Below are 25,600 nucleotides of genomic sequence, written 5' to 3'. Positions count from 1 at the left end.
TTTGTATCCACATTCGGGTAAAATAGTTGTATCAGGGTTGTAGACCGATGTGGAGGGGATTGGGTTGGAGCAAAATTTGGAGCAAATGAAGGAAGCGGTTTTCGTCACAAGGGATGGCTTTCAAGCGGTAGGGCTGCGATGGGATGGAACGTTTGCCGGAGCGGCTGCAGGCGAAATTCGTACGCTTCATTCGGAGTTAAAGCGGAGGCTGCATGAAATTCCCGGCGTCCGTCAGCCTGGGGAGCTGCTGGCGCTCTCTTACCATGTGAAAGAGAACAGCGACGGCTTCACCCATTACGCGGTCGTTGAAGTGACCGGGGAGGCAGAGGCTGTCATTCCAGAAGGAATGGTGTCCGTTACGGTACCTACAATGACCTATGCCAAGTGCGAGCATCGGAAGGGGCAGAGCATCGAACAGTCGTACCGGAGCCTGTATACGTGGATCCATGAGCAGGGTTATAAGGAATGCCTGGAAGATCTGACCCACTTTGAAATCTGTGCAATGGAGCATGATTCGTTTGATTCCGACCCGGAGTTTACGATCATGATTCCGGTGGAACGCGAAAGCTAAGGAAGGCTTTGGTCCGTGAGCCGGACGAATTTCAGGTTGAACGTAAACGAACATGTATTGCGTATAAGTAGCAAAGAGCTCTTACCAACAACAAGGTAAGGGCTCTTTTTTTCATATGGGCTGAGGTGCCTGCCCTTGTGCTGGCATCTTAATTTTGGGACAATAGGTGCAGCGATTCAGCAACACATTCACGATGCAGGGACATGATAAGTAAATACTTCACGTTTTGAAATGAGGATGGAAATGAACAAACCTTCTATATATGGGCTGCCGCTGGAGCAGCTGACGGAATGGCTGGCTGAGCGCGGGCATAAAAAGGGCCGGGCCACACAGGTGTGGGATGCGCTGTACCGGAAGCGGGTCGGCTGCTTTGCCGAGATGGCGGATGTGAATGCCGAGTGCGTAGAGACTCTGACCGAGCATTTTGTACTGGAGACGATGACGGAGCATACGCGCCAGGAGTCCAAGGACGGGACGATGAAATTTTTGTTCCGGCTGTATGACGGTAATTTGATCGAAACGGTGCTGATGCGGCATAAGTTTGGCTTGTCGGTGTGCGTGACGACGCAGGTTGGCTGCAACATCGGCTGCAGCTTCTGTGCGAGCGGTTTGCTGGCAAAAAGCCGGGATTTATCTGCGGGCGAAATTGTCGAGCAGATTATGAAGGTGCAGCAGCATTTGGACCGGGTAGCACAAGGGGATAAGGTCAGTCATATCGTGGTGATGGGGATCGGCGAGCCTTTTGACAACTTTGAGAATTTGATTTCGTTCCTCGAGGTGGTCAAGGATCACAAGGGCCTTGCCATTGGGGGACGACACATTACGGTATCGACCAGCGGCTTGGCGGGCAAGATTTACGAATTTACCGACCGCAATCTGCAGGTGAATCTTGCTTTATCGCTGCATGCGCCTAACAATGAGCTGCGCACGCGGATTATGAAGATTAACCGAGGCATTCCAATCGAGAAGCTGATGGAAGCGCTCGATTACTACTGGTCGAAGACAAACCGCAGGGTGACGCTGGAGTATATTTTGCTCAAGGATGTCAATGACCATTTAGAACATGCGGAAGAGCTGGCTCAGCTGATCGGCGATCGGAAAGGCTTGGTCAATGTCAATTTGATTCCTTACAATCCGGTGGATGAACACAGTCAGTACCAGCGCAGCGAAAATGAATCGGTACGCGCGTTTTACGATGTGATGAAGAAAAACGGAATCAGCTGCAGTGTGCGTTTGGAGCATGGTACGGATATTGATGCCGCATGCGGACAGCTTCGCAGTAAGCAGATCCGCAAATCGCAGGATATGGCGGAAACGGTGTAGTTGATCTGAGTGCAAAAATACAGGGTTTTAGTCGGATGGGAGGGAGCTCCCGGGCTAAGATTCCTGTATTTTTTGCATGTATGGAAAAGTCGTGGCTTGCTGCGAGGAAAACAAAATTAGTTGATGGTATAATTTGGTTGTCTATGATCTCGCATTGATTTACTAGAGAGAGGAAATGGAGAGGAAGCATATGAAAAGAGTATGTGTGTTTGCCGGATCGAATGTAGGGACTAGTCTTGAATATGAGCTGGCAGCGGTAAAGCTGGGGCAGGAGATTGCGTCTCGCAAGCTGGAGCTCGTTTATGGCGGCTCGAAAATCGGCTTAATGGGGAGGATCGCCGATACTGTGCTTCAGGAGGGCGGTACGGTCATTGGAGTCATGCCGCGCAACCTGTTTCAAGGGGAAATGGTGCATAACGGCTTAAGCGAGCTGCATGAGGTGGACGGCATGCACGAACGGAAGGCGCTGATGACGAAGCTGACGGATGGGTATATAGCGCTGCCCGGCGGCTTAGGCACCTATGAGGAGCTGTTTGAGGTGCTGAGCTGGTCGCAAATCGGCATTCATAAGAAGCCGGTAGGCGTGTTGAATGTACACGGTTTTTATGAGCCTCTCGTCGCCATGCTTAAGCAAACGGTGGAAGCGGGCTTTATGCGCGAAACCAATTTAGGGCTGCTGCTTGTAGAAAGCGAGGCGGATAAGCTGCTTGCGCGAATGGCTGGTTATACACCGCCGATTCAAACAAATAAGTGGAGTGAAATGCCCCAGAACTAAGGAGAAAAGCAACCGCGAAAAATGTCGATTTTCATTGACAAAACCCCAGTAAAATAGTATGATTTAACACATCTATCAATCTAGTAAAACGTGGAATGAAAGGGAGTCTACCGGGATTCGGCGGCGGTCTCTTTCTGATAGATCAATACGTTTTCGTGGGTGACGCCTTTTCAAATGGAAAAGGTGTTTTTACTTGGAGGGACAGCATCGATGATCCAACTTATAAACCTGCGCAAGGAATACAAAACGAAAAAAGGCATCGTCATCGGTGTCGATCAGGTTCATTTGACCATTCCGAAGGGTGAAATTTACGGAATCGTCGGGTACAGCGGCGCGGGGAAAAGCTCGGTGCTGCGCTGTATCAACCTGCTGGAGAAGCCGACAACGGGGCAGGTCATCGTTGACGGGGTGGACCTAACCTCCTTGTCCAAGGACCAGCTGCGTATGGCGCGGCAGAAGATCGGCATGATCTTTCAGCATTTTAACCTCATCGTCAGCAAGACGGTCTTTGATAACGTTGCCTTTGCGCTGAAGGCGGCGGGAAAAGCGCCCGCCGATATCAGCAAGCGCGTGAGTGAGCTGCTGCAGCTGGTCGGACTGGCCGAGTATGCGGATCACTACCCCGGGCAATTGAGCGGGGGGCAAAAGCAGCGGGTCGGCATTGCCCGCGCGTTGGCGAACGAGCCGAACGTGCTCTTGTGCGACGAGGCGACCTCTGCGCTCGATCCGATTACGACGCAGTCGATTCTGGAGCTGCTGCGCGAGATCAATCAGAAGCTGGGCCTTACGATCGTGCTCATCACGCACGAGATGGAGGTTGTGAAGGATCTTTGCAGCCGAGTCGCCATTATGCAGAAGGGCCAAATCATCGAAGAAGGCGACGTGTACGATATTTTCGCCAACCCGGTGCAGCCGCTGACGAAGGAATTTATCCGCAATACGCTGGAGTTCAAGCTCCCTTCGAAAATTTGGAGCAAGCTCGACCCAGCCGGAAAAGTGGTCAAGGTGTTATTCCGTGACGATGCGGCGGAGCAGGCCATTGTCAACGATATGCTGAAGCATAGCGGCATTCAAGCCAACATTCTTCACGGCAAAATCGACTATATTGGGGACAAGCCTCTCGGCACCTTTATTATGGAAGTGACCGGGGATACCCAAGAGATTGAGAAAGCACTGCAGTTTCTCGTAGACCGGTCCTGCGGAGTGGAGGTGATCAGCCGTGTCGGAGAGTGATTTTATGCAGCTGCTGCCGGAAATGCTCAAGGCATTCTGGGAAACGTTGTACATGTGCGGGATTTCGCTCGGGATTGCGATCGTTGTCGGCATTCCCATCGGCATTTTGCTATTTATTAGCGATAGAGGGCTGTTTTTTGAGAATCGCTTCATGAATGTAACCTTGGGCTTTGTGGCGAATCTGATTCGCTCGATTCCGTTCCTAATCCTGCTCGTGCTGCTGCTTCCGTTTACGCAGTGGATTCTCGGCACCACGATCGGGCCGTCCGCTGCGGCGGTGCCGTTGTCGGTAGCGGCGATTCCTTTTTATGCACGGCTGGTGGAGGCTTCCCTGCGGGAAGTGAACAAGGGTGTCATCGAAGCGGCGGTAGCCGTCGGTGCCAAGCCTTGGCTCATTATTCGCGAGGTGCTGCTGCCGGAAGCGAAGTCCGGCATTATATCCGGACTTACGATCACCGCGATCAGCTTGCTTGGATTTTCGGCCATGGCCGGAACAGTTGGCGGCGGCGGAATCGGCGACTTGGCGATTCGTTTCGGCTACTACCGGTACGACAATCAAGTTTTGTTCACAACGGTCATTCTGCTGATTGTGCTCGTCCAAATCATTCAATTTATTGGCGATTGGGCGGCGCGTAAAGTAGATAAGCGTTGAGATAAATAGACTATATTATAGGTTAAGAGGAGAGAAGAACAGCATGAGAAAGAATGTCACCCTGGTCATGGTTTTGGCGATGATCATTTCCCTGCTTGCCGCTTGCGGCGGCAAAGAAGAGTCCAATAACGCTGCGGCGCCTGCGCCAAGCGAAGGGGCAAAGCTGGAGAAGCCGGCGCTGAAGATCGGCGCAACGGCAGGCCCATACAGCGACATGGTATCCAAGGCAATCAAGCCGATCATGGAGAAGAAGGGCTACACCATTGAAGTTGTGGAGTTCAACGATTATGTACAGCCGAACAAAGCGCTGGCGAACGGCTCGATCGACGCGAACCTGTTCCAGCACATTATTTATTTGAAGAAATTCTCGGCAGACAACAAGCTTGATCTTAAAGAAGTCATCAGCGTGCCGACGGCTCCGATGGGCTTATATTCCAAAAAGTTCAAGACGCTGGAAGAAATTAAGGAAGGCAGCACGCTTGCGGTTCCGAACGACCCGGCGAACCTTGCGCGTACCCTTCTGATGCTGCAGGATATCGGCATCGTTACCGTGAAAAAGGATGCGGACCCGTCGAAGATTTCCGAGAAGGATATCGAGCAAAACCCGAAAAACCTCGTTGTAAAACCGCTTGAGGCAGCTCAGCTTCCTCGTACCGTGGACAGCACGGACCTTGCGGTTGTTCCGGGCAACTTTGCGCTTGCGGCAAAGATGGACCTGACTTCCGCGATTAAGCTGGAAAACATGAACGAAAACTACCGCAACGTTGTCGCTGTAAAAACAGCAGACATCGAAGCGCAGTTTGCGAAGGATCTGAAGGCTGTGATCGAATCGCCGGAATTCGAGAAGGCGATTGACGAGCAGTTCAAGGGCTTCTCCAAGCCGGAGTGGATGGCGAAGAAATAAATATTGGTTTACCTCAAGAGACAGCGACGAAATCGCTGTCTCTTTTTCATGGGACGGCGATTGTGATGACAAGCTTACACCTCAAGCGAAACCTGCTTGAGCGTAAGCCGTTTACTCGCCGTATTTCTTTTTCCACTCTTTCGACCATTCGGCGAAAGTCATTCCCGTGATTTCCTCCAATGTTTTGCCATCCAGGGAATACGCGCTGCCCGCCAAACCATCAACATTGGGGAATGAGTACCCGCCAATGACGTTCCCTTTGGAGATCATGATGTAAACGTTAACGTTGGAATCATACTGTTTTTCTAATGGATGGCTGGAAACGACAAACCGATAGATATCAATTACGCTGCCAAAATAGGGATCCGGAGCTACGCTTTGAACGCTCCAGCTTTGCTGATAGGGCGTCGATTCCGTACTTCCGTACAACTTACTCTTATCCAACGTGTACGTGTGGATCTTGCCTTTTCGCGAAACAATATCATAACCATGTTCCTTCACATACTGTTCAGCGGTTCGTTCATCGCCTTCGATGGGTTGCGCGCACCCGCCCAGCAGCAGAAGAAAGCATCCAAGCAAATAAATCGCGATCACATTTTTCATGTCAGGGTTAACCCTCCTTGATTCGTTTTATAGAAGACGGAATGAATGTACATACAGTGACGTAAGCAGGGTTGGCAATGTTGCCGCTGGGGGTCCTTTTATCAAAAAGAATAACAATTGTAACAATTAAACAAAATTAGTAGGAGCTGATTTTTGGAGAAAAGGAAGCGTTGCAGCTATGGTGAAGACGATTTTATGGGGTTTATTTGTAGTTCCTTGGTTATCGTTGATTTTCTTGAAAGGGGAGCAGCTTCGGCGATTTATGCCGGTGGCTCTGTTGGCAACGGTGATTAATTCGATCATTGGGCAAATGGCAAATGAATATGATTGGTGGCGGTTTAAAGAGTCGATCTTTGCTTGGGATAAAATGATGCCGCTGTATACCGTATATGGAATGTTTTTGGCGGGGACGATTTGGATTTTTGTTTTTACGTTCGGTAAGTTTTGGGTATACATGATCGTCAATGCAATAATCGACTCGATTTATGGCTTTGGCTTGGCCCGATGGCTGAATGCTCTGGAAGTGAGAGAAACGGGAAAGATCACCCCTCTGGCAAATCTTTCGCTAATGCTTTTTATTGCGGTGCTTCTGTATGGCTACCAGCTTTGGCAGGAGGGCCGGATCGGCGGCAGGAAAAGGGCGGGGTCTAAGAAGCGCGGACATGACGAAAAGAATGTTATTTTTGTTCGTGAGAAAATGAAGGCGAGGTAGTTGGGACAATCACCGCGTTATTTTGGAGTTTAGCCGGTTCAGTGAGTAAAAAAGCCGGAAACTGGTTGCCACCAGCACCGGCCCTGCAAATGAGTACAGACAATCATTAAAGCTTAAATTTTGTAGATATCTCTTGCAGCTCTTGAGCCATGACAGCTAAAGTATGCACGGCCGCTTCCACATCCTTCATTGTCGCCAGCTGCTGTTCGGATGCGGCGGCAATATTTTGGGACCTTGTATAGGAGCCTTGGGATGCACCTTCTACTTGGTGTAGGGAGGCGGTAATTTCCTCAGAACTAGCGGACATTTGCTGAGAGGCAGCGGAAATTTCTTCGAGCTGCTGGCTTACCTCAGTAATGGAAGACAGTATCGTTTGGAAAGACCGGCTTGCATCGTTCATTCCTTGCTGTCCTGCGATAACCTCCTGGTTTTCTCGCTCCAATACCGCAACAGCAGCTGCGGTTTGCGATTGAATCTGTTCAATGATGGCCGCGATTTGCGTTGAAGACTGATCCGATTGCTCGGCCAGTTTTTTCACCTCATGAGCAACGACGGCAAAGCCGCGTCCAGATTCGCCGGCTCTGGCTGCTTCAATGGAAGCATTTAAGGATAACAAATTAATTTGGGACGAAATTTCTTTAATGATGCTTACAATGGAACCGATCTCTGCAGAGTGCTGCTCCAGCTGTCGGATCACTGTTGCGGACTCCTGCGAGGTATGCAAAATGGAATTCATTTGTTGGCTGACCCGTTCAATTTTTTGGGTGCCCTCCAACGCTTGCTGTGTTGTAAATTGAGACAAGCTGGACACCGATGAAGAAGATTCTGCAATCCGCATAATCCCTGTGCTGAGCTCTACCATTGTGCGAACACATTCTTGGGCAGCGCGAAGCTGCAGATTAGAATTGTCTGCTATCTCCTGAATTTCCGCGGTAACATGCTCTGAGGCTGTACTTGTTTCAAGTGCACCTGCAGACAGCTCCTCGGAGCTTGTCGATAAATTTTCAGAGCTCAATCGGATGCGTTGAATAATGGTGCGAAGCCCGTCCAGCATTTCGTTAAAGCTCGCCGTTAAACGTCCGAGCTCATCCCTAGAGGAGTACGAACCCATAACGGATAAGTCCCCGTCTTTTGCTTGGGACATTAATGCCTCCATGTGGTGAATCGGTTTTGTAACCAATTTAGAGATGGCGAAACCGATCCAGCCGCAGATAAGTATCGCTGCGATAGTTAAAATCACGAAAAAGAGTTGGGACTGCTCTGCTTCGATTTTGTTATCGTCGTTGAAGTGCTGGGCATCGGTCTGGTTGATGTTTTTAATGTCTGTTAAAGTTTCAATAATTTCGGTACGGATCGGCTTTAGTTTTGTGTTGTAATGTGTGAAGGCTTCTTCAATTTGGTTCGTGTTTAATAGGGAGAGCATAATGTCCCGTTCTTTATTGCTTACTGGGATAAGGCTTTTGAAGTGCTTGTATTTCGTTAGGGCTTCTGGGGTTAGCCCGATTTCTTCCAGCTGCTTTTGGGCGGAAATGCTCGTTTGAATAATGGCCTGCACCTTATTGTTAATTTCCTGCTGCTTACCAGTGTCCTGTGTAAGCATTAGCTCCAATTGATAAGAGTTGATCAAAGAATTGTTCGTGAGAATTTGATTGATGAGCTCATTGGGAATCATTTTTTCTTGGTACATATGGTCCGCATTTTGTTGGACGGTATATAAGGAGAGGTATCCTTGTCCGCCCAATATACAAAGGAAAAGGGAAAAGAGTGAAATGAGACTAAGTATTTTGACAGAGACCTTCTGATTTTTAAACCATGACAAAGTGATATCCCCCTACCGTTTGAGTAGTCTGCGTTCTGTCTGTTATATTCGACACAATTCGACTAAAACCTACAATATTAGCTAAGGGGATTGTTGGAATAAGAGAGTGCGTATAGCATTAAAAACACCCCTTCTATGCGGAGATAGAAGGGGTGTCCGTGCTAGCTTGGCAGCTTATAGCTGCTTACCGATTTCTGCGAGCAGCTGGTAGGAATGAAGACGTGCCTGGTGATCGTAGATATGGGACGTCACGATAAGCTCATCGGCCTGCGTTTCTTCGATGATCTGCTTCAGGCGCTGCGTAACGGTATCGGGATTGCCCGCGATGGAATAGGAAAGCTGGCGATATACCGCTTCCTTCTCGTGCGGCGCCCAGTAAGGCTCCATGCTCTCTACCGGAGGCTGGAGCAGTCCGGTGCGTCCGCGAACGAGGTTCAGGAATTGAAGCTGCTGCGAAGTCGAGAGCTTCTTCGCTTCTTCATCGGTGTCCGCTACGATGATGTTTACGCCGACCATCGCGTAAGGCTTCTCAAGCTCGGCGGAAGGCCGGAAGCTGCTGCGGTACAGATCCAGCGCCGGCAGCAAATAATCCGGCGCGAAGTGGCTCGCGAACGCGAATGGCAGCCCCAGCTGAGCGGCCAGCTGCGCGCTGAAGCCGCTGGAGCCGAGCAGCCAGATCGGCACGCTCAGGCCTTCGCCCGGGACGGCGCGCACGCCATGCGGATGCGGGTTGTCCGCGGGGTTGAAGTAGCCGCGCAGCTCGCTCAGCAGCTCCGGGAAGTCCTGGCCGCTGCTGCCGCCGAGTCCGCGGCGAAGCGCACGCGCCGTGAGGTGGTCGGAGCCGGGCGCCCGGCCGAGGCCGAGGTCGATACGGCCCGGGTAAAGCGACTCGAGCGTGCCAAACTGCTCGGCGATGACAAGCGGCGCATGGTTCGGCAGCATGATGCCGCCGGAGCCGACGCGGATGCGGCTGGTGCCCGCCGCGACATGCGAAATCACAAGCGAGGTCGCGGAGCTGGCGATGCCGGGCATATTATGATGCTCCGCAAGCCAGTAGCGATGGTAACCCCATGCTTCCGCATGCTGGGCGAGATCGAGCGTGTTGCGGAAGGCTTGGGCCGGATTGCTGCCCTCCACGACGGGGGCCAGATCGAGCACGGATAAAGTAATGCCATTCGCGCTGCCGGGCAGCGGAGACGACAACGGTTGATGTTCAGACACGATGGGGATTCCTCCTTGGGAATGCTGAGTATGAGAAATTATTTTTTATTTGTGAATTGACTTTTATAACTGTAAATATTATTGTAACAGATAGAGCCCGCACATACAAATCCCGAACGCAACCAGCTTGATGAAAAAATAGACGTCAGCTACAAGTGATGCGGAAGCGTATTGGGAAGCCTACATAAGGAAAATTCCATACATTTGGAGGAGAGAAACAAAATGCCTACTGCTAGTTATGCCCCATTATTTGAGTCTTACCGGCTGCCAGCCGGTATCGAGCTGAAAAACCGTCTTGTCATGGCACCGATGACAAACTTTGCTTCGAATCCGGACGGCTCCGTGTCGGACAACGAAATTCAATATTACATTCGCCGTTCCGGCGGTGCAGGCATGGTCATTACCGCCTGCGCTTATGTAACGGCCAGCGGCAAAGGCTTCCCCGGCGAATTCGGCAGCGATCGCGATGAGCTGATCCCTAGCTTACGTCGCCTAGCGGACGCCATTAAGGGTGAAGGCGCGAAGGCCGTGCTGCAAATTTTCCACGGCGGACGCCAATGCCCGCCTGATCTGCTGCCGGACGGCCAGCCGGTGAGCGCAAGCGCTGTAACGCCGGATCAGCCGAATGCGGCCACGCCGCGCGCGCTTGAGGAGGCGGAAATCGAGGCGATCATCCGCGATTTTGGCGAGTCGGCCCGCCGGGCGATTGAAGCCGGCTTTGACGGCGTAGAAATTCACGGCGCCAACGGCTACCTGATTCAGCAGTTTTTCTCCGGCCACACCAACCGCCGGGAAGACCGCTGGGGCGGCAGTGTGGACAAACGCCTTGCGTTCCCGCTCGCCGTTGTGGACGAAGTGCAGCGCGTTGTGAAGGAGCACGCTCGGGCGCCTTTCGTTGTCGGCTACCGCTTCTCGCCGGAGGAGCCGGAGGAAAACGGCCTTACGATGACCGACACCTTCGCGCTGATTGATGCGCTTGCGGACAAAGGGCTGGACTACCTGCATGTGTCTTTGATGGAGTTTTGGTCGGAGGCTCGCCGCGGCGCAGAAGCGCGTCCGCGCATCGAGCTTATTCGCGACCGTGTCGGCGGCCGTGTGCCGTTGATCGGGGTGGGGTCGCTCTATAAAGCGGAGGAAGCGTTGAAAGCTTTCAACGAAAGTGGTATTCCGCTAATCGCGCTCGGCCGTCCGCTCATTATCGACCCGGATTGGGTGCAGAAGGTGGAGCAGGGCCGCGAGCAGGAGATCGAAACGGAGCTTGACCTTACCGCTCAAGAGCGTTTAGTTATTCCGGAGCCGCTGTGGCAGGCGATTGTCAATTCCCCGGGCTGGTTTCCGGTGAAGAAATAAGATAAGCGTCAGCATGTACCATTTTAACTGAGATTTTAACCTAGACAGCGAGAAAGAGGGACAGAACAGTCTAAAGAAATTTGTCTGTTCTGTTCCTCGTTTTTGCATGATAGGATAAAGCGGTAAACCAAATTAGATACTAAAGAGAAGGTTATTGGAGGATGGAGAACGTGGAGGCTAGTATGCAAATAGAACATGGGAGCGGGAGCATGGGCAGAACCTATAAAGTAGTTCCGATTATGACTGCGCTGCTCGTCAGCGGATTTATCGGGATGTTCAGCGAAACAGCGCTAAATATCGCGATAAGCAATTTAATGCAGGTGCTTCATATTACAGAAACTACCGCGCAATGGCTGACCACAGGATACCTGCTGACCCTTGGCATTCTAGTGCCGGTTTCGGGGCTGCTGCTCCAATGGTTCAGCACACGGCAGTTATTTATCGCCTCGTTGTCTTTTTCGATTGTGGGAACCATTGTGGCCGCGCTTGCCCCAACCTTTGAAGTGCTCATGGTTTCCCGGGTGCTGCAAGCAATCGGAACCGGTCTGCTTTTGCCGCTTCTGTTTAACACGGTACTGCTGATTTTTCCGCCGGAAAAGCGGGGGTCGGCGATGGGTACGATCGGCTTGGTGATCATGTTTGCTCCGGCGACCGGTCCAACCGTATCGGGGCTATTAATTGAGTATTTGAGCTGGCATTGGATCTTTTGGTTGTCCCTGCCTTTCCTAGTATTTGCGCTTGTTTTCGGACTTTTATATTTGGAAAATGTCTCGGACATTACGCGTCCGAAAATCGATATCTTATCGATTGTGCTTTCGACTATCGGCTTCGGGGGAGTCGTATTCGGTTTTAGTAAAGCTGGAGAAGGCACCGAGGGATGGGGCCACCCGATTGTGATCGCATCCATTTCGGTAGGCTTGGTAGCTTTACTGCTCTTTACGATCCGTCAGCTTAGGATGAAGCAGCCGGTGATGAATTTACAAGTGTTCAAATATCCGATGTTCATCATCGGTCTGCTGATGGTGTTTGCCTGCATGATGCTGATTCTGGCTTCCATGCTCGTGCTTCCGCTTTATTTGCAGAAAGGCATGGGCTTGTCCGCTTTTGTTGCGGGTCTGATGCTGCTTCCGGGAAGCTTATTGAATGGGTTTATGTCCCCTGTAATGGGACGGATGTTCGATAAATACGGCCCGCGCGGACTGGTTATTCCGGGCTTGGCGATCGTGTCGGCATCGCTGTGGTTTTTCTCGGAGATTACGCTGGCCTCGTCCATCTTCTTTATTGTGGTGCTGCATATCTGCTTAATGTTCGGTATTTCCATGGTATGGATGCCGGCGCAGACCAACGGCTTGAACCAGCTGCCAATGGAGCTGTATCCGCATGGTACAGCGGTAATTAATACGCTTCAACAGGTAGGGGGAGCAATTGGAACGGCGGTCGCGGTAAGTATTTTGACGAGCGGCATGGGAGAGTATTTGGCCCAATCGGCTAATCCAAAGGAGCTTACCGAGATCATGCAGGCGATGAATGTCGGCTCTCAAGGAGCGTTTCAGTTCGCGATGATTGTCAGCATTATCGGATTGGCCCTTGCATTGTTCATCCGGCGGGTCAAGGTAGAGCATAACGGTATGAAAATGCCTACGCATTAACGAATTGTCCATTTGTTTCGCTTTCTTCATTTAAAGTAAGCAGCTTGGAGCCAAATAAGGCTCAAGCTGCTTTTTTTTCGTTGAAATGGGTTTATTTCAAAGAGGGAAATCATGGGAATTGTCGAATAGTAGGATTACTCTACAACATTTAGGTTCCGGCACTCGTAAAAAACGCGAATCTGCACTATTACAAGCTCAATTAGGAACGCCTGACGAGATAGACCGAGACGAATTGAGGGCCGCCATGACGAACAATTCAATACCTAAGATCGTACATTTCTCTTTGATCCTGGCTATTTTGATATTGTCCACGGGCTTTACAGCATTCCCTACGCAGCTCCATTTTACACAAGATCATCATCCCAATCAGGCAGTAGACGGCGTTATCGATCTAAGGACGATAAAGTCCAGCACTGCGGCACAGTTGGATGGAGAATGGCGTTTTTACTGGAGCCGCCTGCTTACTCCAAATGAAATTGCTTTTCAGGAACCGGGCTATGAGCGGATTCACGTGCCTTCAAGCTGGCATACATACCGCTCTAGTGAAGATAGTGGGGCCGTCGGCGGGAGCCTTCCGCGATTCGGCATCGCAACCTATTCGCTTCGCATTCTGCTGCCTAACGAAAAACAAATGTGGGCGCTGTCGATCCCTTCCATATCCGCATCGTACAAGCTTTATGTGAATGGGGAGCTGCTGCACAGCAATGGAACCGTGGGCAAAACGGCCATGAAAACGATTGCCCGCAGTGAAAAGCAGCTGCTCCAATTTTATAGTGAGTCCGGCGAAGCGGAGCTTGTCATACAGGTGGCCAACTTCAGCAACCAGCGCAGCGGCATTGTAAACAGTATTGTGCTGGGGGAACATGCTTTTATCGTAGGTCAGCAGCAGCTTCGCATCGCTTATGAAATGTTTCTGATCGGTTCCTTATTCGTCATGACCGTATATCATATCGGCTTATATGTGATGCGCAGAAAAGAACCGTCGTCGCTTTATTTTGGTCTGTTTTGCTTGTTGATCGCCGTACGCAGCCTCATCATTGGGGAAACGTTTATTTATAAGCTGATTCCCCCCATTACATGGGATCTGGTCGTTATAATCGATTATTTCTGCATGTGCGCGGCCGTCATTTCGTTTACATTATTTTTGCGGCGCATTTATCCGAATGAAATGAATAAGCGGGTCGCCCAGGCGATCGTCGGTTTCGCAGGCTCCTACATCGGCTTCATCGTACTTACTCCGCCGCGAATCTTTACGAACGGCTTGCCGTATTTGCAGCTTTTTATTCTTTTATCAATCAGCTATGCGCTTTTTGTGTTTGTTCTTGCCTTTTTTCGAAGACGAGACGGAGCTCTGTTTACGGCCGCAGGCGCGGTTGTGCTGACGATTAGTATTTTTAACGATATTTTAGCGAATCGGGGAATCATTCACAGCGGATATTTTCTTGCCTTCGGCCTGTTTACTTTTATCGTTTCCCAGTCGTTCGTTTTGGCCATCGGCTTTTCAAAGGCATTCAGCTCAAGCGAGGGACTGGCCGAAAAGCTGGCGCATTTAAACAATGTGCTGGAGGATAAGGTGCGGGAGCGAACCATTCAGCTGGAAGAGACGAACCGGCTGCTGCAAAACCAAATCTGTATCGACGGCTTGACAGGCATATCGAATCGGCGTCATTTTGACGAGATGAGCGCCTATATGCTGCGGAAGGCAGCGGAAGAAAAGCGCACGTTTAGCTTACTCCTTTTGGATATCGACCATTTTAAAATGTATAACGATACGTATGGACATCTGGCCGGCGATGACTGCTTAAAGCAGGTTTCTGCTCTCCTTCAGGAGGAAGCGGAAAAGGCGGGAGGCATGGCGGCGCGGTACGGCGGGGAGGAGTTTGCCATTGTGCTGATGTCGGAGACCGAGGACGCAGAAGCATTAGCGCAAAAGCTGGTGGAGCAGGTAGCCGGGCTGGCGATTCCGCATGCGACGTCGAAAACGGCTCCGTATGTGACGATCAGCACAGGGATCGCGGTGTACAAGCCTGTTGAGGAGCTCGGCGACGAAGTGGAGATGGTGAAAAAGCTTATTCAAACTGCGGATCAGGCGCTCTATCAGGTGAAGCAAGCAGGGCGCAACGGATACACGCTCGCGTCGTTCGGTCATTAAAAGGACGGGCAGGGCGGAGCCGCTAAGAAGGATCAATGGTTCAATTGCCAGCAACCCCCTGAAACTCTCTCCTTGAAACCTACGTATAGAAACGTGGGGAAACAAAAACAAATTGAATCAAGGCTAAGGGGGAGCATCATGAATACAAATACCGAAAACGTAGTACAGTATCCAAATCCGAAAAATATGCGGAAGCTCGTGTTAGGGCTGTTGATCGCGGCTCTGATTGCAATTCTTGGATTTCGTTCGTTTACGATCGTTGAAGCGGGGCATCGCGGCGTTGTGATTCAGCTGGGGGCCGTTCAGCCGAATGTGCTGGAGGAAGGGCTTCATTTTAAAATTCCATTTATTCAAAAGGTTATTCCTGTTGAGGTTCGCGTGCAAAAGGCGGAAAGCAGCCAGGTTTCGGCGAGCCGCGATTTGCAGACCGTGACAACGACGCTGGCGGTAAACTATCACTTGGATGGAACAACGGTGAACAATATGTACCAGAAGGTCGGTCTGGAATATCGTGCGCGGATTGTGGATCCGGCGATCAGTGAATCGTTAAAGGCGGTTACGGCGCAGTATACGGCGGAAGATTTGATTTCCAAGCGTTCCGAGGTCAGCGCGAAGGTGAAAGAAGTGCTCGCGGATAAGCTGGGAGTCTACAATATGGTTCTGGATGAAATCAACATTACCGAGTTTAAGTTTTCCGAAGAATTTGACCGTGCAATTGAGCAAAAGCAGATCGCTGAGCAGCAGGCCCTGAAGTCGAAGCTCGATTTGGAACGGATCAAAATCGAAAAAGAGCAGGAAATTACGCGTGCGCAAGCACAAGCCGAAGCGCTTCGCCTGCAAAAGCAGGAGGTTACAGCGGAGCTGATCCAATTGCGTGAAATCGAAGCGCAGCTGAAGGCGATCGAGAAGTGGGATGGCAAGCTGCCGAACGTAACCGGAGGAGCAGCACCTTTTATTAACGTGGGACAATAAGAAAGTAAGGCTATGCGAGAGTTAATACAGCATAAAGCAAGCGGGCGGCGAGATCGAAGCTGCCCGTTTTTTTTGCGTGTGTGGCTGCAGCAGTTGGTAAAGCGCTTCCAAGAAAATGGTTTACAAAAATATCCATCCCCGATATAATCGGTGTAAAATGCAGGGGAGAAAACGCTGCGATGATAGGGAAGATATGAATCATGAAAAAGAAAATTACCTACGGGACACTGGCGTTATTCGCTTGCATTGGCGGCGCCTATTTATTGAATAACTTGCTCGTTTCCGCTGAGACATCAAAGGAACCGGCAGCAGCACAAGCTGCGAATGCTCCGTCAGCAGGGGCGGGGGCTGAACAGCAGGCATCGGGCCAAGCCGAAGCGGCCAAGAAAAGCTTGGACGAGCTGATTCATCTATACGGTGAAATGCCGATGATTGATGCGCATAACCACGACGCAGGGGCGGAATCCCTAAGTGCGGTGAAACGGATGTGGGACCGGCTGGGCGTGGATCGGGTCGTGCTCTTCGGCGACGTATCGGAGCCGTCCGCGATCCGGACTGATGAAGTTGCCTTCCAAGCGTATCAGGCCAGCCCGGAGAAGGTGATTCCGTTCTTTTCGGGAGTAAATCTATTGGAGCCTTCCGGCATTGAGGCTGCCAAACAACGGTTGGAAGAGGGGTACTTCGGCATTGGCGAAATTGCCGCAGCCTCCACTGCCTCTCCGGTGCTATCCAAGGTAGCTTGGAAAACGAAGCATCCGATGGATGGCGTGCTTCCCCAGCTGTACGAGCTGTGCGCCGAATATAAAGCGCCGCTGCTGCTGCATATCGATCCGCCGAACGGGATCGCTATAGAGAAGCTGAAAGAGGCGATCAAGGCGTATCCGGATACCCGCTTTATTTTTGCCCATGCGAATGCATACAATTCCCCGGAAAAGATCCGGGAATTGCTGTCCAGCAACCCGAACGTATACGCTGATTTTTTTGCGGGCTTCACCGCGTTTAATCCGGACAGCTCCCACAAGCTGGAGGATTTCGTTCCGGTGATGAAGGAGTTTCCGGATCGGTTTCTGCTCAGCTCGGATTCCGGCTATGGATTGAAGAGCGAAGAACAAGCGATCGAAGGAATGTACCTGCTGCTGGATGCGCTTGGGGACCGAGAGCTTGCCGAGAAGGTTGCCTACCGCAATATGGATGCACTGATTCAAGACCAGCCTGTGACGGCAGCTCAAATGGAACGGATCGGCAAGCTTGATCAGGCGCAGGGTCGTCCGGCACGCGATTTTTCGAACATGACGAAGGTGCAAGCCGGTTTGATTTTATATGGTGAACAGAAGCCGCAGCAAACAAAGCCATCGTCTTAATTCATCCTTCTGCAGCCCTCAATTGGACGCAGATCATTGAGGAGCAGGAGCCTTTTTCAACGTTATAGAATTTATAAGTTTCGCTGAGGTCGGAACGAGTAAATTCTATACCAAGGAAAACTACCGCTTAATGACGTACCTGCTTCTTTGAAAGGACTTCGATAGAAGTTTTTCTTATAATAAAAAAGTCGTTACGTACAAGAAGCTCTTCAAGCCGCTGCAGCTGGAAGAGCTTTTTGCATGGGAGCATGATGAAGTGGTCGAAACGAAGGGGAGAATCGGCGCATCGGAAACATCGCTTGTTTGATGACGCTGCTTGTGATATAAAATAGGCTTTCGCCTGGAATGAGCTTATCGTCAAAAAAATTTTTGTGCGGAAATCGAACCTTTTCGTCCGGCACAGCCAATATAGGGTGAAATTTCGATTTTGGGAGGGCCCCCCTAATGATGGAGGAAAGTGTACGCGGGTGGATCAAGCGAATGAAGGCTGGGGATGATGCGGCATTTTCCGAGCTGTATGCACATATTCGCGACGATGTGTACCGTATGGTCAAATTGCTTGTCCGTGACGAGCGGGATGCTTTGGAAATAGCAAGTGAGGTATTTTTTCAGCTTTGGAAGTCGCACCGTAATTATGAAGAAAGCAGACCGTTCCGTTTTTGGCTGCATGGGCTTGTGCTTCGTCAAGTGAGCAGCTATCGGCGCAGCTTGTGGAGATCCTTCCGGTTAGCAGAGAGGCAGCAAAAGCTGGAGCTGCAGCACGCTCAAGCTACAACGGAAGAAATGATCGTTCAGAAGGAGGCTCAGGATGAGCTTCTAAAGGAGCTGGACCGGTTGTCCATTAAGCTCCGTACCGTCATCGTGCTTCGTTATTACCACGGCTATGCGTTGGAGGAAATCGCCCAGCTGCTTGATCTGCCGGTCGGAACGGTGAAATCCAGGCATCATGCCGCACTCCAAAAGCTAAGAAACATACAGGGATCGAAAATCATTTTAGAGGAGGAGCATATTCATGGAACTTGAACGTCAAATCGAGGGCTCGCTGCGAAAAAGAGCGGCAAGCCTGCAAGCGCCGGAGCGATTGGACTCGATGGTAATGGAGAAGCTTACTAGATCACAAGCTAGACCACAGCGGACAAAAGGGCGGGTATTCCCGAGGCTAGCGGCCTCAATCGCACTGGTAGCGGTCATCTTGACAGCCTCGGCGTTTGCCAATCCGAGTCTGGCCGATCGGATCTACGGCTCATTCGAGCAGCTCAAGCAGCAGGTGATCACGGTCACGCTGCAAGAGTACCAGCGTTTCGGCATGAAGCTCGGCGGAGCGCAAAAGGCGCTGGGCGCCGATTATCCTGCGTTTGAAAAGCTGATGCGCGAGGTTGGCGCGGCGAAGGTGGCTTACGGCAAGCAGGGCTACAGCAGCATCGATTTCGCGGCACTGGCGCCGGAGAAGCGGCAGGAGCTGAAGCAGCTTTATGCGGATATTCAGCCGTATTTTGACCGGTTGAACGGCGATCCGGTGCTGAAGGAGAGGCTGACTCCGCAGGAGTACGAGGAATATATCGAAGCTACCCTCATCCGGGAAACGGTATACGCGCAAACGGGCGTAACCCCGGGGGCTGAGGCAGAAGAGGTGCCTGAGGCGCAGCGAGCGGAGTATGCGAAAGCGCTGGAGACGATTCGTATGTATGAAGAGAAAAGCAGGGCGCAATAGAGGGGTTGAAAAAAGAGGAGGAGTCTTCCCGATGGGGGAGGACTCCTTCTTTTAGGTGGCGAGGGATGCAGGCGGGCGAGTTGGCTTCTATTGTGCGGCCTGAATGGGGAACTCGCAGCACGAAATAGGTTCGTAGAAGCTGCCCGAGGAGGTAGAGCAGGAGTAGATTTGCCGATTCGTTAAATCGAGCAGCGAGAGGCGCAGGCCGTGCTTGGCCCCGGTATCAATGCCGATCATGCCGGGACCAAACCATACATGCCCGGACGGCGCTCCGAGCTTAAAGGTCGGGGTATGGCCAAAGACGATAGGCTTGCTGAAAGGGAAGGGTACCGTCCAGAAGCTTTCGCGAATGCCGGTTAAATCCGCAGGCAGCTGCTGCTCCAGCGGAATTCCGCTGCGGATCCCCGCGTGTACAAATAAATAATCGTCTTGTTCGATATAAAGCGGCAGGGTCTCGATGTAGGAGAGACGGGAGCTCGGGAGCGGACTGGAATGCTCCGTATGGTCCAAAGCTGCCTGCGGTTGGCTGCAAAGCCATGTTTCCATATTGCCGGCAATGGCGATAGCCCCTTCATCGGTTAACTGCCGAATATAGTCGATGGCCGGCCACGTCTCGGAAGCATAATCAATGTAATCGCCCAGCAGCATGAGCTGGTCGCTTCCTGGTGTATAAGAAGCCGCTGCAAGCAGCCTGCGGGCTCCTTCGATATGTCCATGAATGTCGGATATGGCAAGGATACGGGACATGTTTCTCTACCTTTCAAGATGTTGCGGATTGCGGATACAAATACACATGGGCAGCCTGCAGCATAAGAAAGCCGGAGCAGCCCGGGTCCACGGGCTGTGAATGCATAAAAGCAATCCGCTCGCCGTTCTCGGCTAAGGCCAGCATGCGCCAGCGCGAGCCCTCGAATGCGCTGTGCACGATTTGAACCGGCAGCCGGCTGTAAACGGCGGGAGAAGCGTTAGGTGAAGCGGCGGAGTCGACCGCTGCACTCCAAGCATCAAGGGCGGCCGCGGCTTCGGCCGCCGCAGATTCCGCCGGGACCCAGCGGGCGTCCTCCGGGCGAAAGAGCAGGTCCGCCGGCGCATTCGGCGGAAGGTCCGCTCCCGGCGCGGTGCCGGCGATAACGCTGCCGCCGATCTGCACCGCAGGGGCGGCGGCTGTTCCTGTGGAGGTGCCGGAAAGCCGGTTGCCGGCCCCCAGCAGGGAGGCTACCGAGCGGGTGCGGGGCAGCTGGTAGCAGGCCTGCGGCACATCCAGCTGGTCGATGCTGCCGTTACGCATGACGATCATCCGGTCGGCCATGGCGAAGGCTTCCTCCGGGTCATGCGTCACATGAAACACCGTAGTGCCGAGGCGCCGGAACAAATAAGCCATTTCCGTGCGCATTTCGATGCGTAGACGCATGTCGAGGTTAGACAACGGCTCGTCAAGCAGCAGGACATCCGGCTCGGTCGCTAAGGCGCGGGCAATAGCCGTCCGCTGCTGCTGGCCGCCGGAAAGCTGCGGCGGCAGCCGGTCCTCGAGCCCGTTAAGCTGGAGCAGAGCAATCAGCTCTTTGATTTTGCGGTCCCGTTCGGCGGGGGCCGCCTTTTGGCGCTTTAAGCCGTACGCGATATTTTCATAAATGGTCAGATGCGGCCATAAGGCATAATCCTGAAAGACCATGTTGATGCCGCGTTTTTCCGGCGGGACCAGTCTGCTTGGCGAAGCGACGAGCTCCTCCCGCAGCCGGATCTCTCCGGAATCGGGCTGCTGAAGGCCGGCAATCAGCTGCAGCAGGGTTGATTTGCCGCAGCCGGAGGGGCCGAGGACGCTGATGATTTCACCGCGTCCTACGGAAAAGCTGACGTCGGATAAGGCTTGAAAGGAGCCGTACGCTTTACGCAGGCGGCTTACTTCTAGAATAGGTTTCATCGGGTCGTATTCCTCCATCCGTGGCTTTGTGGCTTCGGCTTTCTATGAAACAGACGTTCGACGAGCCAAATGATCAGAATGACCAGCCCTCCGCCCGTAATGGTTGCCGCCGCCGCATACCCGAATTTTAAATCCTCGAATGCCTTGTTGATCACGACAGGCAGTGTCATAAAATTCGGCGGAAACAGGATGGAGGTGACGGCCAAGTCAAATACGCTGGCGCCAAAGGCGGCTAGCCCGGCTGAGATCAGGGCTCCTTTAAGCAAAGGCACAAGCACCGTCGTTATGCGGCGCAGGAAGCCGGCCCCCTGCATTTGCGCAGCGGCAAGCAGCTGGTTCGGAACCTTGGCCATCGCCCCGGAGATTACCCGAGTGATGACGGGGATGGCACCGGCGATGCTGGCAAGCACGAGAATCCAAGGCGTTCCGTAAAGGAGCAGGCCGAACCGGTCCAGCCATGCCTGATTCCAAATAAAGATATAACCGATGCCGAGAACGACCCCCGGTACGGCCAGTGAAACGAGAGAGATCACATCGACTGCGCGGCGCAGCGCAAACTGGGAGTACGTAAGCACATAGGCAACGAAAAAGCCGATAACAAGGGCGAGCAGGCCGGCCCCGGCGGAGATCGCCAAGGAATGGGTCAGCCCTTCGCGCAGCACTTCATGATCCTCCAGAAGCTTGCGGTAATGCTCCAAAGTAAAGCCGTTTGCCGTGCTCGACGTCAGGGACATGAATAGATTGGAGCCGAGCGGAATCCCAATCACCACCGCTAGGAAAAGTACATTGAAAGCCGCCAGCCCATAGGCGGAGCTACGTTTTTGCGGACGCTGTGCGGTACTGCGGGTGGCACGCCCGGACAAAAAGTCAAACCGCATTTTTCGCATCGCCAGCAGCTGGAAGGTCATCGCCAGCGCAATTAAGAGCACAAGGTAAAAAGAAAGCACTCCCGCCATATCAAACCGGATCGGGGACGTATACAGCGCCGAATAAATCGAGTACGGCAGCGTAGGAAAACGGAACACCGCCGCGATGGATGCGGGAAGTCCGAAATCGCCGACCGTATCCATGAACACCAGCATGGCCCCGGAAAAGTAAGCCGGCAGCAGCAAGGGAAGCTGAACGGTGCGCCATACGGTCCAAGGCGAGCCGCCGCATAATCGGGCCGCATCGCGGAACCGGTCGACCTTCCATTCCAGCGCCGTATAAACGGTCAAATACGCAAGCGGAAATTTGCTCAGCGTCATAACAAGTATGAGACCGAAGGGCTGGAAAATAAGTCCGTGCATCCAGCCCCAGCCCAGCCATTCCCTCGCAAGTCCGTCTGCCGAGGCAAACATGACCCACCCCTGTGAGAGAATAAAGGAAGGGGTGATCAGCAGCAGCCAAACGGAAATATCGAGCAGCTTGGCGGTTGGAAAGGTCCAGCTGGAACGCAGGGTCGCGAGTGCTCCTCCCAGCAGCGTAGCAAATATCGTTGTTCCGATGCCTAGGGTAACGGAATTTTTGAGGGAGGCCAGCCATAAGGGACGGCGAAAAATATCAAGCAGCAGAGAGAAGTCCCCGATTGCGAGTGTACCGAAAAACACGCCGGGCAAAGCGACCTGAATGATTACCGCGGCAAGCGGCAGCAAAATGAGCAGAAAGAGGACCGCCAGCACGAGCCAGCCTGTCCTGTTTCCGTACAGCCATTGTTTCATCGTTTATTTCACCGCTTTATCGGCGAACCAGGTTTTGATTTCAGCCTCATGCGTTGCAGCCCACTCCGGGTCGGCGACGACAAGCTTGGCATCCGCTTTCCGGTCTTTCTTTGGGCTGACTCCCTTGGCGGAAGGCTCGAAGTAGCTTTCCTCACCCTTATCAACCAGCTCCTGCTGTATCTTCGGATCGAGAATAAATTCAATGAAGGCTTTGGCTGCCTCTGCGTTTTTCGTATCCTTTTGGATGCCTGCTACACGTACGGAAGCGGGGGCTCCTTCTTCAGGCCATACGATTTCAATAGGTTCGTTTTTATTTTTCATCGCATAGGCATTGCTTTCTTGAAGGGCGGCAACGTGGATGTCTCCTCCGGTCAAGGCTTTCACGACATTCGGATTTTTCGGGAAAACCTTGAGGCCGTTTTTGAACAGGCTGTCGAAGTACGCCTTGCCGCCGTCCATACCCTGCTTATTGAAGAACCATGCAACAAACGGATACGCTGGCGCGGCGACAGCCGGATCGGCCGCTCCGATCTTGCCCTTGTATTCCGCCTTGGCAAGGTCTGTCCACGCTTTCGGCGCAGCATCCGCTTGAAACGATTTGGTGTTATAGACGAGGACGGAAGCGGCATGCGCTCCTGTCGGATAATAGGTCCGGTTCGCCGGGACCAGAGATTGCGCAAAATCGGTTAAGCCGCTTGCGTTTTTCGGAGTCCAGCCTTCCAGCAGACGTCCTTCTTTGCCGAGCTGATGAATCGAAGGCATAGAGTCCATCCATACGACATCCCAATGGGGATTGCCTTTTTCCGCTTCGATTCGGGACATGATTTCCGCACCGTTCCCCGACACAAGATTAAGCTTGTAGCCTGTGGCCTGCTCGAACATCGGCCCGATAATTTCGTCAAAATCGTTCAGATAAACAGTAAGCGGCTCCGTCGACTTGCTCGAGGTTTCAGCAGGGCCGGCAGCTTGGGCGCTCGGCGCTTCCGAAGCGGACGATTTGGCTGGGTTTACCGCAGTTTCTGTTGTGCCGCAGCCGGTAAACAAGAGGGTTAATGCCGCGGCTAATACGCCGGTTGTTGCAGCCTTCTGATTCTTATACCATGCCATGAAAGAACACTCCTTATCTCAATTTGGTTCCATGAGCTAACTTTATCGCAGGAATGTAAGACAAGGGTAAACGCAGTTCAAAGGAATTGTTAAATAATATCTATAGTTATTTAAATTATCATAGAGATCATCTATACTTCGGATAAAAGGGAGGGATTTGATGAATTTGCAGCAGCTTAAGGTGTTTGCGACGGCGGCGCGGTCCAAAACGTTGTCCGAAGCAGCCGAGGCGCTTGAACTGCGTCAGCCGACGGTGAGCTTTCATTTGAAAAAGCTGGAGGAGGAGCTCGGTATTGAGCTGCTGCGAAAGCAGGGAAGGCATGTAACGCTGACCGACGCCGGGGGCGCGCTTGTGCCCTATGCGCGGCGGATTGCCGCCCTTCAGGAAGAGGCGTCTGAGCTGATGAAGGAGTACCGGGAGCAAGGAAGAGGAAAGCTCCGGATTGGAGCAAGCTATACTCCGGCGACTTACTTTCTGCCGCATTACATGGGCCGCTTTCAGCAGCAGTTTCCAGGAGCGGTGCCGCTGCTCACGGTCAAAAAAGCGGCGGGAATTCTGGATCTGCTGATGGAATACGAAATCGATGCTGCCGTCGTATCGCTTCGCAATGAGCCGATTGAGGGACTTGAGGTTATCTCCCTTGTCGAGGATGAATTGATGCTCATTGTCCCTCCGGATCATAGGCTGGCGCAGCTCGAGCCGCTTACGATCGAGGATCTGCAAACCGAGCCGTTCCTCGTGCATGAACAAGGCTCGACTTCGAGGGAGCTGTCCGATAAATGGGCTCGCGAGGCGGGGTTGCGGTGGGAGATCCGTATGGAGCTTGGAGCCATCGAAACGATCAAAGAATCGATCAAGTATAAAATGGGCATCGGCATCCTGCCCCGGCGCAGTGTGCAGCGCGAAACGGAGCTTGGGGAGCTGGTGATGCGGGAGCTGCCTGGATACGTGAATGAACGGCATATTTGCCTTGTCTATCGCAAGGAGGATATATTAGCGGCACCGGTCCGCAACTTCATCAGTTATTTGCAGGCTATTGTGCAGGCTGAGCGCCTTGAACAAACAAAATGACCCGAGCTCCGTTCGGGAGGCCGGGTCTATTCTCTTGCCTTCATAAACTCCTCAAAGCTAAGATCGGCCTTGCTTTGATTGCATAAATTGCAGGCGCACACGCAGTTCAGCGGCGTGGTATGCCCGCCTTTGGCGCGGGGCAGCAAATGGTCGATCGTATCGCCCGGCTCGCCGCAAAAGTAACAAGTGTGCCTGTCTCGCTCCAAAATATAAGACCGGAACGATTTGTTCGTGTACAGCCGGCGAATGGTGTGCCGGTTCACGACAACGGCGGCATGCTCTCTGACGAGCACGACGGCTGTTTCCAAGTCGGTTTCCTGCACCCAGCGCCGTCCTTTATCGGATTTTCCGCGCATTTTCACGATGCCGCTTCGATTGGCCCGCAGCTGGGACACATCGAGTCCTTGTGCCTTCAGCGGAGGAACCGGAAGCTTCGGACGAAGGAAGGGTTCCCTCTTACGGGGACGCACTGCGCTTCCCGGGGGATGGAACGTTAAAGCATCCGTACAGTCGTTCAACTCGACCAGCTGCGACCGGACCAAAGGCTCAACCTGCGGCTTTTTTCGCTCTTGTGAAATTGCTTTTCTGCAATCTCGGCAGGGGCCCCGGCGGGAATGCTTTCCGGAGCGTTTTCCCGTTCGGCGCAAAAAATCGGAGAGGGGCTTGGACGCTTTACAGTAAAAACACGTTTTATATTGCAGTGGCTGCTCGTCCTTTTGTTCGACGTCACTCATCGGCTGCAATGGAAGGGTTCAGTCGCCTGACCATTGGTTCCACCTCTAATCTGCTCAT

25 protein-coding genes are annotated in these 25,600 nt (G+C 52.4%); 16 read left to right on the top strand and 9 right to left on the bottom strand.

The genetic code is table 11. The features are described 5' to 3' along the window. The first annotated feature begins 64 nt into the window (after positions 1-64). The 6 genes from GQS10_RS05380 (at position 65) to GQS10_RS05355 (ending at position 5,458) form a co-directional block, all read left to right on the top strand. Positions 65-571 (top strand): GyrI-like domain-containing protein, encoded by a 507-nt coding sequence (locus GQS10_RS05380; protein ID WP_243734978.1) that lies wholly within the window; start codon positions 65-67, stop codon positions 569-571. A gap of 243 nt (positions 572-814) precedes the next feature. Continuing rightward, positions 815-1,894 (top strand): dual-specificity RNA methyltransferase RlmN, encoded by a 1,080-nt coding sequence (rlmN, locus tag GQS10_RS05375; RefSeq protein ID WP_166239816.1) that lies wholly within the window; start codon positions 815-817, stop codon positions 1,892-1,894. Between the two features lie 190 nt (positions 1,895-2,084). After that, positions 2,085-2,669, top strand: coding sequence for an LOG family protein (locus GQS10_RS05370; protein ID WP_166239814.1), 585 nt, complete (start codon positions 2,085-2,087; stop codon positions 2,667-2,669). Between the two features lie 210 nt (positions 2,670-2,879). After that, positions 2,880-3,902: a methionine ABC transporter ATP-binding protein gene (locus GQS10_RS05365; protein ID WP_166239812.1), complete on the top strand. Its 1,023-nt coding sequence runs from the start codon at positions 2,880-2,882 to the stop codon at positions 3,900-3,902. Positions 3,903-3,906: 4 nt separating this feature from the next. Beyond that, positions 3,907-4,554, top strand: a complete 648-nt coding sequence (locus GQS10_RS05360) for a methionine ABC transporter permease (RefSeq protein ID WP_166239976.1) — start codon at positions 3,907-3,909, stop codon at positions 4,552-4,554. A 43-nt stretch (positions 4,555-4,597) separates the two neighbouring features. Continuing rightward, entirely contained in the window at positions 4,598-5,458 is an 861-nt protein-coding gene (locus GQS10_RS05355; protein ID WP_166239810.1) for a MetQ/NlpA family ABC transporter substrate-binding protein, read from the top strand. A 111-nt stretch (positions 5,459-5,569) separates the two neighbouring features. Here the strand turns inward: GQS10_RS05355 and GQS10_RS23040 are convergent, their stop codons facing one another. Then, complete coding sequence (locus GQS10_RS23040) at positions 5,570-6,061, bottom strand: hypothetical protein (RefSeq protein ID WP_166239808.1); 492 nt, start codon at positions 6,059-6,061, stop codon at positions 5,570-5,572. 178 nt (positions 6,062-6,239) lie between these two features. Between GQS10_RS23040 and GQS10_RS05345 the strand changes: the two genes are divergently transcribed. Beyond that, a complete protein-coding gene (locus tag GQS10_RS05345) occupies positions 6,240-6,773 on the top strand; it encodes a hypothetical protein (protein ID WP_166239806.1) in 534 nt (177 codons plus the stop codon). Between the two features lie 106 nt (positions 6,774-6,879). On the opposite strand, the gene GQS10_RS05340 is transcribed toward GQS10_RS05345, so the two are convergent. Further along, a complete protein-coding gene (locus GQS10_RS05340) occupies positions 6,880-8,592 on the bottom strand; it encodes a methyl-accepting chemotaxis protein (protein WP_166239781.1) in 1,713 nt (570 codons plus the stop codon). Positions 8,593-8,766: 174 nt separating this feature from the next. Further along, the gene (locus tag GQS10_RS05335; RefSeq protein ID WP_341805006.1) at positions 8,767-9,813 is read right to left on the bottom strand and encodes an LLM class flavin-dependent oxidoreductase; all 1,047 of its coding nucleotides are present in this window, start codon (positions 9,811-9,813) and stop codon (positions 8,767-8,769) included. 222 nt (positions 9,814-10,035) lie between these two features. Between GQS10_RS05335 and GQS10_RS05330 the strand changes: the two genes are divergently transcribed. The 4 genes from GQS10_RS05330 (at position 10,036) to GQS10_RS05315 (ending at position 15,936) form a co-directional block, all read left to right on the top strand. Further along, positions 10,036-11,163, top strand: coding sequence for an NADH-dependent flavin oxidoreductase (locus GQS10_RS05330; protein WP_166239779.1), 1,128 nt, complete (start codon positions 10,036-10,038; stop codon positions 11,161-11,163). A gap of 209 nt (positions 11,164-11,372) precedes the next feature. Then, positions 11,373-12,812 (top strand): DHA2 family efflux MFS transporter permease subunit, encoded by a 1,440-nt coding sequence (locus GQS10_RS05325; RefSeq protein WP_243734977.1) that lies wholly within the window; start codon positions 11,373-11,375, stop codon positions 12,810-12,812. A gap of 244 nt (positions 12,813-13,056) precedes the next feature. Next, positions 13,057-14,964, top strand: a complete 1,908-nt coding sequence (locus GQS10_RS05320; protein WP_166239775.1) for a sensor domain-containing diguanylate cyclase — start codon at positions 13,057-13,059, stop codon at positions 14,962-14,964. Between the two features lie 186 nt (positions 14,965-15,150). After that, complete coding sequence (locus tag GQS10_RS05315) at positions 15,151-15,936, top strand: prohibitin family protein (RefSeq protein WP_207952155.1); 786 nt, start codon at positions 15,151-15,153, stop codon at positions 15,934-15,936. Between the two features lie 10 nt (positions 15,937-15,946). Here GQS10_RS05315 and GQS10_RS23440 read toward each other — a convergent pair whose 3' ends face one another. Further along, the gene (locus tag GQS10_RS23440) at positions 15,947-16,072 is read right to left on the bottom strand and encodes a hypothetical protein (RefSeq protein WP_279537913.1); all 126 of its coding nucleotides are present in this window, start codon (positions 16,070-16,072) and stop codon (positions 15,947-15,949) included. Positions 16,073-16,136: 64 nt separating this feature from the next. Here GQS10_RS23440 and GQS10_RS05310 point away from each other — a divergent pair, with 64 nt between their 5' ends. From GQS10_RS05310 to GQS10_RS05300, 3 genes are all read left to right on the top strand, one after another. Beyond that, entirely contained in the window at positions 16,137-17,297 is a 1,161-nt protein-coding gene (locus tag GQS10_RS05310) for an amidohydrolase family protein (RefSeq protein WP_166239771.1), read from the top strand. 444 nt (positions 17,298-17,741) lie between these two features. Next, on the top strand, positions 17,742-18,320 hold the full coding sequence (locus tag GQS10_RS05305) for a sigma-70 family RNA polymerase sigma factor (protein ID WP_166239769.1): 579 nt from the start codon (positions 17,742-17,744) through the stop codon (positions 18,318-18,320). Further along, a complete protein-coding gene (locus GQS10_RS05300) occupies positions 18,310-19,008 on the top strand; it encodes a DUF3600 domain-containing protein (RefSeq protein WP_166239767.1) in 699 nt (232 codons plus the stop codon). The genes GQS10_RS05305 and GQS10_RS05300 overlap by 11 nt, the downstream gene beginning before the upstream one ends. An 87-nt stretch (positions 19,009-19,095) precedes the next feature. Here the strand turns inward: GQS10_RS05300 and GQS10_RS05295 are convergent, their stop codons facing one another. The 4 genes from GQS10_RS05295 to GQS10_RS05280 are packed head-to-tail and all read right to left on the bottom strand — an operon-like array spanning position 19,096 to position 23,736. Beyond that, complete coding sequence (locus GQS10_RS05295) at positions 19,096-19,755, bottom strand: metallophosphoesterase (protein ID WP_166239765.1); 660 nt, start codon at positions 19,753-19,755, stop codon at positions 19,096-19,098. A 13-nt stretch (positions 19,756-19,768) separates the two neighbouring features. Then, the gene (locus GQS10_RS05290) at positions 19,769-20,929 is read right to left on the bottom strand and encodes an ABC transporter ATP-binding protein (protein ID WP_166239763.1); all 1,161 of its coding nucleotides are present in this window, start codon (positions 20,927-20,929) and stop codon (positions 19,769-19,771) included. Further along, a complete protein-coding gene (locus GQS10_RS05285; protein WP_166239761.1) occupies positions 20,926-22,629 on the bottom strand; it encodes an ABC transporter permease in 1,704 nt (567 codons plus the stop codon). Before GQS10_RS05285 ends, GQS10_RS05290 begins: the two co-directional genes overlap by 4 nt. 3 nt (positions 22,630-22,632) lie before the next feature. Further along, the gene (locus tag GQS10_RS05280) at positions 22,633-23,736 is read right to left on the bottom strand and encodes an extracellular solute-binding protein (RefSeq protein WP_166239759.1); all 1,104 of its coding nucleotides are present in this window, start codon (positions 23,734-23,736) and stop codon (positions 22,633-22,635) included. Between the two features lie 160 nt (positions 23,737-23,896). Here GQS10_RS05280 and GQS10_RS05275 point away from each other — a divergent pair, with 160 nt between their 5' ends. Beyond that, positions 23,897-24,808 (top strand): LysR family transcriptional regulator, encoded by a 912-nt coding sequence (locus tag GQS10_RS05275; RefSeq protein ID WP_166239757.1) that lies wholly within the window; start codon positions 23,897-23,899, stop codon positions 24,806-24,808. A 26-nt stretch (positions 24,809-24,834) separates the two neighbouring features. Here GQS10_RS05275 and GQS10_RS05270 read toward each other — a convergent pair whose 3' ends face one another. Then, positions 24,835-25,350 (bottom strand): HNH endonuclease, encoded by a 516-nt coding sequence (locus GQS10_RS05270; protein ID WP_243734975.1) that lies wholly within the window; start codon positions 25,348-25,350, stop codon positions 24,835-24,837. 72 nt (positions 25,351-25,422) lie between these two features. Here GQS10_RS05270 and GQS10_RS23035 point away from each other — a divergent pair, with 72 nt between their 5' ends. Continuing rightward, positions 25,423-25,572, top strand: coding sequence for a hypothetical protein (locus GQS10_RS23035; RefSeq protein ID WP_243734974.1), 150 nt, complete (start codon positions 25,423-25,425; stop codon positions 25,570-25,572). The last annotated feature ends 28 nt before the right edge of the window (positions 25,573-25,600 follow it).

Source organism: Paenibacillus turpanensis (assembly GCF_011421635.1).
GTDB classification, from domain to species: domain Bacteria; phylum Bacillota; class Bacilli; order Paenibacillales; family YIM-B00363; genus Paenibacillus_AK; species Paenibacillus_AK turpanensis.
Note: the sequence above shows the minus strand (reverse complement) of the source record. Positions and strands in the feature narration are given on the sequence as shown.

Bases quoted from the DNA above. Each gene is read 5' to 3' on its own strand.
- rlmN (WP_166239816.1), top strand. From the start codon at position 815: ATGAACAAACCTTCTATATATGGGCTGCCGCTGGAGCAGCTGACGGAA.
- GQS10_RS05370 (WP_166239814.1), top strand. From the start codon at position 2,085: ATGAAAAGAGTATGTGTGTTTGCCGGATCGAATGTAGGGACTAGTCTT.
- GQS10_RS05365 (WP_166239812.1), top strand. From the start codon at position 2,880: ATGATCCAACTTATAAACCTGCGCAAGGAATACAAAACGAAAAAAGGC.
- GQS10_RS05360 (WP_166239976.1), top strand. From the start codon at position 3,907: ATGCAGCTGCTGCCGGAAATGCTCAAGGCATTCTGGGAAACGTTGTAC.
- GQS10_RS05355 (WP_166239810.1), top strand. From the start codon at position 4,598: ATGAGAAAGAATGTCACCCTGGTCATGGTTTTGGCGATGATCATTTCC.
- GQS10_RS23040 (WP_166239808.1), bottom strand. From the start codon at position 6,061: ATGAAAAATGTGATCGCGATTTATTTGCTTGGATGCTTTCTTCTGCTG.
- GQS10_RS05345 (WP_166239806.1), top strand. From the start codon at position 6,240: ATGGTGAAGACGATTTTATGGGGTTTATTTGTAGTTCCTTGGTTATCG.
- GQS10_RS05330 (WP_166239779.1), top strand. From the start codon at position 10,036: ATGCCTACTGCTAGTTATGCCCCATTATTTGAGTCTTACCGGCTGCCA.
- GQS10_RS05325 (WP_243734977.1), top strand. From the start codon at position 11,373: ATGGGCAGAACCTATAAAGTAGTTCCGATTATGACTGCGCTGCTCGTC.
- GQS10_RS05320 (WP_166239775.1), top strand. From the start codon at position 13,057: ATGACGAACAATTCAATACCTAAGATCGTACATTTCTCTTTGATCCTG.
- GQS10_RS05315 (WP_207952155.1), top strand. From the start codon at position 15,151: ATGCGGAAGCTCGTGTTAGGGCTGTTGATCGCGGCTCTGATTGCAATT.
- GQS10_RS23440 (WP_279537913.1), bottom strand. From the start codon at position 16,072: ATGGATATTTTTGTAAACCATTTTCTTGGAAGCGCTTTACCAACTGCT.
- GQS10_RS05310 (WP_166239771.1), top strand. From the start codon at position 16,137: ATGAAAAAGAAAATTACCTACGGGACACTGGCGTTATTCGCTTGCATT.
- GQS10_RS05305 (WP_166239769.1), top strand. From the start codon at position 17,742: ATGATGGAGGAAAGTGTACGCGGGTGGATCAAGCGAATGAAGGCTGGG.
- GQS10_RS05300 (WP_166239767.1), top strand. From the start codon at position 18,310: ATGGAACTTGAACGTCAAATCGAGGGCTCGCTGCGAAAAAGAGCGGCA.
- GQS10_RS05295 (WP_166239765.1), bottom strand. From the start codon at position 19,755: ATGTCCCGTATCCTTGCCATATCCGACATTCATGGACATATCGAAGGA.
- GQS10_RS05290 (WP_166239763.1), bottom strand. From the start codon at position 20,929: ATGAAACCTATTCTAGAAGTAAGCCGCCTGCGTAAAGCGTACGGCTCC.
- GQS10_RS05285 (WP_166239761.1), bottom strand. From the start codon at position 22,629: ATGAAACAATGGCTGTACGGAAACAGGACAGGCTGGCTCGTGCTGGCG.
- GQS10_RS05280 (WP_166239759.1), bottom strand. From the start codon at position 23,736: ATGGCATGGTATAAGAATCAGAAGGCTGCAACAACCGGCGTATTAGCC.
- GQS10_RS05275 (WP_166239757.1), top strand. From the start codon at position 23,897: ATGAATTTGCAGCAGCTTAAGGTGTTTGCGACGGCGGCGCGGTCCAAA.
- GQS10_RS23035 (WP_243734974.1), top strand. From the start codon at position 25,423: ATGCTTTCCGGAGCGTTTTCCCGTTCGGCGCAAAAAATCGGAGAGGGG.